We start from the raw sequence: 7647 nt of genomic DNA, 5'->3' as shown, positions 1-7647 counted from the left end.
ACGTCACTTGTGAATCCGTGCGTTCATTCTGACGGGCAAAGACAGTCCGTCATGCACGCCATGTGCCGGGCGCATACCGGGCTCACTGTCGCGTCGCGTGACCTCAGGACCAGTCGCGGCGCGCCCGCCAGCCTTGCTTCTTGAATCGGGTTATATTGAGATTAGAGCATCGCGCCAAACCGGCGTCTGCCCTGTAATTCAAGGACACGGCGGTTCGTGTGCGTATTCAATCGGGCCGGTCATTCATTCGCGCGGTCATGGTTTGCCGACTACCTGGCCGACGACATTCCCGTGTCGGGGGAGTAGGGGTCCAGCAGCGACACGATCACCTTGCGTTCGCCTTCGAACGGGTTGCGCCCATGCGCGAATCGCATGTTGTCGACGAGCAGGACGTCGCCGCGCTGCCAGGGAAACTGGATCGCGCATTCGCGGTACGCGTTGCGGATCTGCTCGATGTCGTCGAGATCGAATGGACTCCCGTCGCCATAGAACGCATTGCGCGGAACGCGATCCTCGCCGAACAGGCTGACGATCGAACTGGCGAGCGATGCTTCCAGGTTCGAGAGGTGGAACAGGTGCGCCTGGTTGAAGAAAACCCTGTCACGGGTGACCGGATGGTAGGCCACGCCCTGGTTGATCTGTGCGGTGCATAACGTGTCGTCGTCGAGCCATTCGTGCTCGATGCCGTTGTCTGCGCAGAAGGCCGCGACCTGGCTGCGGTCGGTGGTCTGAAAGACGGTTTCCCACGGAATGTCGACGTGCCGCCGGTAGTGCCTGACATAGCGGACCTGCTTCGCCTCGAAGTTCCCCAGGATGCGTGCTCCGATCCGGCGGCTCACCTCCCGCATGTCGGCGATCGGCGTTTCGCCGCCGGCCGTGGGCGCGCAAAGGCAGCAGAATGCGACGCGCAGCGGCCAGCTGCGTTGATACGCGTTTTCGCAATGAAGCGCGATCGTCTCGCTCGGCGGATATTCGGTGGCGGTGAAGATGCCGTTGCCGATCGAGGTGCGCGGCGTGGAACGATAGACGTAGTCGGACTGATGAGCCGACACCGCGTTCGAAAACGCCTCGAATTCGGCGACCGATGACACGTCGAAACCGCGAAACAGGAGCGCGCCATGTTCCAGAAGCCGCGACTCGAGTTCAACTCGATTGTCGTTCACCGCCAGCACGAGATCGTGCCCGTTCACTCGCCCGCTCGATACCGGCTCCAGCAGCAACGGCGAGGCCCCGTCGGCAAGCAGCTTGCGTTCCGTCATGCCCAGCATGGTCAACTATTCCTTATCTAAATGTGGATCGCGACGCACCGCGGACCGACCGGACTTCACGGTTACGCTGCAGTGTGCCTATGAGCGGCAGGCCGTTTCCACCGCTTGTTCGAAGCGGTTGAGAATCTCGTGGATGTCCGCTTCCGAGACGATCAACGGCGGCAGGAACCTGAGTACCGCGCCATGACGGCCGCCGGTTTCGATCACGAGTCCGTTGCGCAGGCAATTCAGCTTGATGGCTTTCGCGAGCGCCGCATGGGTCGGGCCGGGTTGGCCATCGCGGCCGGGCAGCACGACTTCGACGCCGATCATCAGGCCGCGGCCGCGGATCTGGCCCAGACTGGGGAAGCGTTCGGCAATACGTTCGAGGCCGGCGACCAGCAGCTTGCCGACCGCGTCCGCGTGCGCCGACAGCCCGTCTCGATCGACGATGCGCATGGTCGACAAACCGGCCACCATCGCGATCTGGTTGCCGCGGAAGGTGCCCGCGTGCGAGCCTGGCAGCCAGGTGTCCAGGCGCTTGTCATAGACCACCACCGACAGCGGATAGCCGCCGCCGAACGCCTTCGACAACACCAGGACGTCCGGCCGGATGCCGGAATGCTCGATGGCGAACAGCGCGCCGGTTCGGCCGAGGCCGGTCTGCACTTCATCGACGATCAGCGGGATTTCATGCCGCAGCGTCAGCTCGCGCAACTCGATCAGCCAGGCGTCGGAAGCGGGGATGCAGCCGCCTTCGCCTTGCACGACTTCGACGATGACGGCCGCGGGTTTCGTGATCCCGCTCTCGGGATCGGACAGGACCGTCCGGATATAGTTGATGCTGAGTTGATCGGTTGCCGAGCCGTCGGTGCCGAACGGGCAGCGAAAGGCATAGGGGTAGGGCAGAAAATGAACGTCGCGCCCGTTGCTGCCGGCCGATTTCGGCGTGAGATTGCCCGATGCGGCGAGTGCGCCGGCCGTCATGCCATGGTAGGCGCCGTGAAACGCCATGATCGTCGGGCGGCCCGTATGATGCCGGGCCAGCTTGATCGCCGCTTCGACGCCATCCGCTCCGCTCGGACTACAGAACTGGATCTTGCCGGTATCGGCGATCGCGTTCGGCAGCATCGAGAACAGCTGTTCGACGAACGCGTGCTTGGCCGGCGTCGCCAGGTCGAGCGCCTGTTGCAGTTGACCGGAGGACAGGAACCGCATGACGGCTTCGTTGACTTCCGGGTGATTGTGCCCGAGTGCGAGCGTTCCGGCATTGGACAGGCAGTCGATGTATTCCTGCCCGTCGGAGTCGCGCATGCGTATGCCTTCGGCATGGGTAAACAGCCGTGGAAACGACGTCGCGTAGGTTCGCGCATTCGATTCGACATGCTTGAGATAATCGAGTTTTTCCATGCTTGGGGATCCGGCTTGCAGCGCGGATGATGGACACTGGCGAATCAGCATCGCTTCGTGTCGGCCAATGGTGCAACGGCAAGGGTGCAGCGGTACGGCTGATTGAAGCATGGTCTCCGTATTGCGTCTGCCACGGGAAAGCGGGACACCGGCGTGGCGTCAGGCAGGCACGGTCGAGCGGAAATAGTCGATGGTTCGACGCAGCCCCACTTCGAGCCCGATCGTCGGCTTCCAGTCGAGGTGGGTGCGTGCGAGGTTGATATCCGGACAACGTTGCGTCGGATCGTCCTTCGGCAGCGGCCGGAATACGATTCGCGACTTCGAGCCCGTCAGGCGCAAGATGATCTGCGCGAGTTCACTGACCGCGATCTCATGCGGATTGCCGAGATTGATCGGGCCGGTGACGTCCGCGGGCGTGCCCATCATCCGGATCAGGCCGCCGACCATGTCGTCGACATAGCAGAACGCGCGGGTCTGGCTGCCGTCGCCATACAGCGTGATGTCCTCGCCGCGCAGCGCCTGCACGATGAAGTTGGATACGACGCGACCGTCGTTGGGATGCATGCGCGGCCCGTACGTGTTGAAGATCCGTACCACCTTGATTTGCACGTTTTGCTGGCGGTGATAGTCGAAGAACAGGGTCTCCGCGCACCGCTTTCCTTCGTCATAGCACGCACGCGGCCCGAGCGGGTTGACGTTGCCCCGGTACGTCTCCGGTTGCGGATGCACGTCGGGGTCGCCGTACACTTCGCTCGTGGAAGTTTGCAGCACGCGTGCGTGCGTGCGCTTCGCGAGCCCCAGCATGTTGATCGCGCCCATCACGCTGGTCTTGGTGGTCTGCACGGGATCGAACTGATAGTGGATCGGCGATGCCGGACAGGCGAGGTTGTAGATCTCGTCCACCTCCACGTACAGCGGAAAGGTCACGTCGTGGCGCAGCGCCTCGAAGCTCGGGTTGCCGAGCAGCGCGGCCACGTTCTGCTTGGTGCCGGTGAAATAGTTGTCGACGCACAAGACGTCATGACCGAGTTCGACCAGGCGCTCGCACAGATGCGAACCGAGGAAACCCGCGCCACCGGTTACAAGGATCCGCTTTCGATTACGTTGCACAATTGCACTCCAGGTTTGACGCGTAGGTAAGTGGCGATCTGCCCCCGGGCACGTTCGCCGGGACCGCGAGGCGCTTCGCTTCGACGATCACGGCACGGCACGCCGATCGCGCGATGCGGATCCCGACGTGTGCGATGCCCGTCATGCTTTCAGGGCGTTCGGTGCAACGTGATCCGCGCGCCGCAGGCGCGTCGCAATGATGTCGGCCATCGCCCGCATTTCGCTCCGGATAAAGAAGTGATCGCCGTTGATGACATGAAATTCGCAGCGCCCGGTCGTCGCGGCATCCCAGCCTGAAACGGAATCGGCAGGGACCTGTTCATCCGCCACGCCCGCGAACGCGGTGATGTCGACTGCCAGCCTGCGTCCGGGCACGGCCCGGTAGTTTTCGATCATCGTGAAATCCGCACGCAGCGCCGGCATCATCAACGCCATCATTTCGCGGTTGTCCAGCACCGCCTTCGGTGTACCGCCCATCTCGTGCAGCGCGTCGATGAACGCACGGTCGTCCAGCGCCTGCATCCGTCGAACGGGGCGCTCCTTGCCCGGTGCAGCGCGCGCGCTCACGAACAGATGCCGGAGGTTCGGTCGCGCATGGGCGGGAAGCCGCAGCGCCAGCTCGACGGCAATCGCCGCGCCCATGCTGTGGCCGAGCAGTGCGAAGGGACGATCGAAGCAACTGCCCAGGTCGTCCAGCAACGCGTCGATCAGCGTTGCCATATCCCGCACGGCTGGCTCGGACAGGCGGCTGCCTCGACCGGCAAGCTCATGACGGTGCACCTCGATCCCGGGCAATAGCGGTTGCAGGCCACGATAGACGGCGGCCGAGCCGCCCGCGTAAGGGAAACAGATCAGACGCATGTGTGCGGGTACTCGATCGGCGCACTTGCTGCCGGGCTGCCGGAGATCGCGCTGCAGGCATTCACGGGTTCGGCGTTGTTCACGACTAAAGGTCCGGTCATTGTTTTCATGGTGATGCGTCGGCCATCTTCACCTGGCGGGAATCGGGCTTGAACACCCGGCGCGGCTTCGCGATGCGCCAGGCGACAGGCCGTTTCCATAGCCGGTTCGTTAGCGCTGTACGCAGGCTGCGAGGCCGCACGCGAGAAGTCGCGGAAGCATTGATTCGCCTCATGGAAATTCATGGTGCCGCCAGGATTCGGAATGCACCCGACCCGGCTGGGCATGAGTTAAACATGAGGCCGCGTGGATGTATGTCGTAGAAAAACGGGACGTGTGCAGTTCACGCATCGTCATGCGCGCTGCAGAGAAAGGCGGGGTGACCTGCCTGATTTCCTCAGGCCATTTCAAGCTTGGGGAACGGCCTCGGTTGCTTCAGTTGAACAATACTGCTGCTTGAACTCGTCGGGCGTCAGGTATGCCAGACTCGAATGCGTCGCCGGCTGTGGCCGGGGACGGCGAACCGCCACACGCCTGCGAGGTCGCTTGCGCGGGACCTGCAAGCCGGCAAGACGCCATAGCCGCCACGCCCGGTCCGCGCTCATCGGGTGACCCTGCCGCTCGAGAAAAATCTGGATTCGACGGTAGCCGTATCCGTTGGAAGCCATTCTCTCAAGTTTCAGTTGGTCCGAAAACTCCAGGGCAGGTCACCTCCGGCGACAGCGAACGCTACGAAAAAACCTATATCCCGAGTATCGACAGAAAATTTCCGCAGGCATCTCCGAGCAGGTCAATATCTGGCCTAATTCAGAAGACGGACGCTCTGCGAATCAGTTATTGCCTTTCTCTTGTGGGTGATTTTTCGCCTGCATTTGGTTTGTATTCTGATGTTAAATAAAAAGTAGACTCGCCTGACATTGTCGACACCTTTTCTCAATACGCGGACTCTCTCCAGTTCGTAGTCGCAATGCTCGATCGTGAGGTTGATCGAATGGTCCTCACGGAGTTCCACAAGCTCTCACATCATGCGGCCACACGCGCGAATATGGAAATGAGCGCGTCGAGTCGCGGATTTGATGCAATTTCAACAAATTTATATTATCAAAAATCGCGTGCGCCACGTACTCATCTGATAATCCGCCAAAAAATTCGAGAAATTACTGCAAAGGATAGGGTGAAAATTTCATATTCTCGAAACAGATGTCGAGATTATTTACGAAAATTCCGCTTAAACCCAAATTCTTTCATCAGCATGATGACATTCTTTCAGTTTACTTGCATTGAAAATTATGTCGCGTAGAATTTGGCCTGTGGTACCCGCTACAAGCATTAATGTCCAATTCCCTGGAGGATATTCATGACTTCAATGTACATTACCGCTGCGCCGATCGGGGCCGTTCCAAAATGGATCAATCCATTGGAGCCAACCTTTATTCCGTCCTATTTGCTTCAATTGATCGATGGTTCGGAGTCGGCCCGCATTCTTGCGCAATTGCAGGCTGATGGCTGGGAGGCTGTTCCGCACGGAGGGATGCTGCTTACACGCGGACACGACAGTTTCATCGCAGATAGTTGGATCGAGCAACATGCCGATGCGGGCACTGCCAGACAGACGTTGGAATCGGAAGGATGGCTGCGTCGGGATCAAGCGTGGCATGCTCCGCAGACTTCCGCTGCCGAAGCAACGACGTTGCCACGCGAATGGCTGATGGATGTTAAGTCGATGCCATTGGTGCGACAAATCGTTTTGCAATTGACCACGTATGGCTGGGTGGTCTCAGAACGAGGCGATCTCATTTGGGAGCATGCAAAGCTTCATAGCTATTTCCCTCCTGCTTTAATCGATTCAATCCGCGAAAATTGTCAGCCCTTGTTGAGAAAAATGGAGGGATGTGGCTGGCAGGTCTGCGGGGCCGGATACTGGCAACCGGGTAAGGCGCGTTCGCCATTTCTGCCAATTTCTCCGATGGATATTGTTGAGGAATCCATACGATCGTTGGAAGAAGGTGCGGCAGTCGTTCACCTGCATACACGCGAACTCGCTGACCGTCGACAAATCGAGATTCCCGGACTCGGCCAGATCACGGTGGGTTCGCAACGCAATCAGATCGTGCTGGAGCATTACGACCAAATCGTGCCTGCAGTCAAGGCGCGTGACGCATCGGCAATTTTGAATTTGTCAACGAGTGTACGCGGTGATCGCCAAAGTGCTCGCAGTGATTTGCGCCGCGCACATTTGAAATCGTACGGCGACGCGGATGTTCCGGAAATGGCGTCGCTCAGCCCAGCGGCGGTTATCTTTCAGGGTGGTGGTGGTTACGATAATGCGCCAGATTTCCTGGCCGCACAGTTCACGCATTTTTGGCGTACCGGTACCCGCCCGGAAGTTGAGGTATTCAACCACACGATCGTTGACAACGCGACGACATTGTACCGAGAGCACCTCGATGCCGCGGGCAAGCCGGTCCTATTCATGCTGGTGGCAGGCGTGGATCAGTACCGTCGCGACCCCATTACCGGAGAAGTGGAGGACGACTCGCTGATCGAGCCTGCCTGCCGCCAGGAAATCGGCAAACTCTTGTCGATCGGCGACCTCGCCCACAGGGAGCGGGCCGTTTCGATCGCGGCCGAACAGTTGCAACCGGTAGTCGAGAGACTTAGAAATATTTTCCCGACGGGCAAGATTTCAATCCTCTTGCCCGGGCCGATGCAGGTGATGCTGGCCGATGTGGCACTCAGCTTGGGGCTCGATGGGGTTCGAGTTGGGCTCGAGGACGGCTTGAACGTATATGACAGCCGCGCCCCAGGTGGCGTACGGAAAGCTCGAGGCACGTGGGAACAGGTCCGAATGTTGCGCGAGGCGCTCCATGCAAAGGGCATTGCTGTACAAACCTCCGCGCAGGTACGGGATATGCTGAGCATGCCGATCGGTGCGGTGGGGTCGCAGAAGCTGGCTCACCAATGACGTGTTGAGGACGAA

The 7647-nt window shown here is 60.0% G+C and carries 6 protein-coding genes and 1 pseudogene; 1 reads left to right on the top strand and 6 read right to left on the bottom strand.

Features of this window, described 5'->3' with window-relative positions; translation table 11 throughout:
- Positions 1-269: 269 nt before the first annotated feature.
- The 6 genes and pseudogenes from ACTRWB_RS16345 to ACTRWB_RS16320 form a co-directional block, all read right to left on the bottom strand.
- A complete protein-coding gene (locus ACTRWB_RS16345; protein ID WP_446902490.1) occupies positions 270-1268 on the bottom strand; it encodes a TauD/TfdA family dioxygenase in 999 nt (332 codons plus the stop codon).
- A 78-nt stretch (positions 1269-1346) separates the two neighbouring features.
- Positions 1347-2708 carry a diaminobutyrate--2-oxoglutarate transaminase family protein gene (locus ACTRWB_RS16340; protein ID WP_446902489.1) on the bottom strand — a complete coding sequence of 454 codons (1362 nt, stop codon included), beginning with the start codon at positions 2706-2708 and terminating at the stop codon, positions 1347-1349.
- 108 nt (positions 2709-2816) lie between these two features.
- Entirely contained in the window at positions 2817-3767 is a 951-nt protein-coding gene (locus ACTRWB_RS16335) for a UDP-glucuronic acid decarboxylase family protein (protein ID WP_048244863.1), read from the bottom strand.
- 141 nt (positions 3768-3908) lie between these two features.
- Positions 3909-4628 carry a thioesterase II family protein gene (locus ACTRWB_RS16330; protein WP_446902488.1) on the bottom strand — a complete coding sequence of 240 codons (720 nt, stop codon included), beginning with the start codon at positions 4626-4628 and terminating at the stop codon, positions 3909-3911.
- Entirely contained in the window at positions 4619-4912 is a 294-nt protein-coding gene (locus ACTRWB_RS16325; RefSeq protein WP_193102755.1) for a hypothetical protein, read from the bottom strand. Before ACTRWB_RS16325 ends, ACTRWB_RS16330 begins: the two co-directional genes overlap by 10 nt.
- A 249-nt stretch (positions 4913-5161) precedes the next feature.
- Positions 5162-5320: pseudogene (locus tag ACTRWB_RS16320) on the bottom strand (IS3 family transposase); the annotation flags it as partial.
- A gap of 704 nt (positions 5321-6024) precedes the next feature.
- Here ACTRWB_RS16320 and ACTRWB_RS16315 point away from each other — a divergent pair.
- Positions 6025-7632 (top strand): 3-keto-5-aminohexanoate cleavage protein, encoded by a 1608-nt coding sequence (locus ACTRWB_RS16315; protein ID WP_446902487.1) that lies wholly within the window; start codon positions 6025-6027, stop codon positions 7630-7632.
- Positions 7633-7647 lie beyond the last annotated feature (15 nt).

The sequence above is a fragment of the Burkholderia sp. YIM B11467 genome (assembly GCF_052952715.1).
The sequence above is the reverse complement of the archived record's forward strand: the minus strand, read 5'-3'. Positions and strand labels throughout refer to the sequence as shown.